This window comes from Cellulomonas sp. P4_H12, assembly GCF_056400905.1.
Genome location: NZ_JBFUKJ010000128.1, coordinates 1 through 560, shown reverse-complemented (window position 1 = coordinate 560; position 560 = coordinate 1). Strand labels below are relative to the sequence as shown.

Below are 560 nucleotides of genomic sequence, written 5' to 3'. Positions count from 1 at the left end.
AGCAGGATGTGGTGGTCCATCTCGTACTGGCACCCGCGCAGGTGTGCCACCCGCAGGATCACCAGTTCGGTCTCGTGCCGCGAGATCCGGCCGCCGGGCATCAGCCGGCCGGAGTAGTGCAGCCAGCCGCGGAACAGGCCCTTGGTACGGCCCAGCGTGCTGAAGATCTTCGCGTCCTCGGCGCCGGAGGCAAGGGTCAGCACCCGCCAGATCACCCAGTTGACCGGGCCCAGCTCCCGGAACCGTCCCGGCGCCACTCGCGGCGTCACGGTCGCCGGCGTCCCGGGCGCCGCGGAACCTGGCGATTCGGAGTTCGGTGTCGCGTTGCCAACTGTCACAGTGCCCCTTCGTGTGCCGATCGCGCCCGGGCGGGGACGAGATGGGTTGCCTGGTGCGCGAGCATACGCACGGAGATGGCCCCGGGGACGCGGCGCGGCGCGTAGATACGGGTCTTGCGGGCGGCGATACCCCGTTCGAACGCGTCGATCACCACCGAGACGGGCGATCCCGCCGTGCCCGAGCCGCCGCCGGCCACCGCGCCGTCGAACGAGATCTCGGTC

Annotated in this window: 2 protein-coding genes; both read right to left on the bottom strand. The window is 71.2% G+C overall.

Features of this window, described 5'->3' with window-relative positions; translation table 11 throughout:
• On the bottom strand, positions 1-269 hold a 269-nt coding region (locus AC1DQC_RS20145), incomplete at its 3' end, for a carboxymuconolactone decarboxylase family protein (protein ID WP_477052997.1).
• A 65-nt stretch (positions 270-334) separates the two neighbouring features.
• Positions 335-560: hypothetical protein (locus AC1DQC_RS20140; protein ID WP_477052996.1), on the bottom strand; the 226-nt coding region annotated here is incomplete at its 5' end.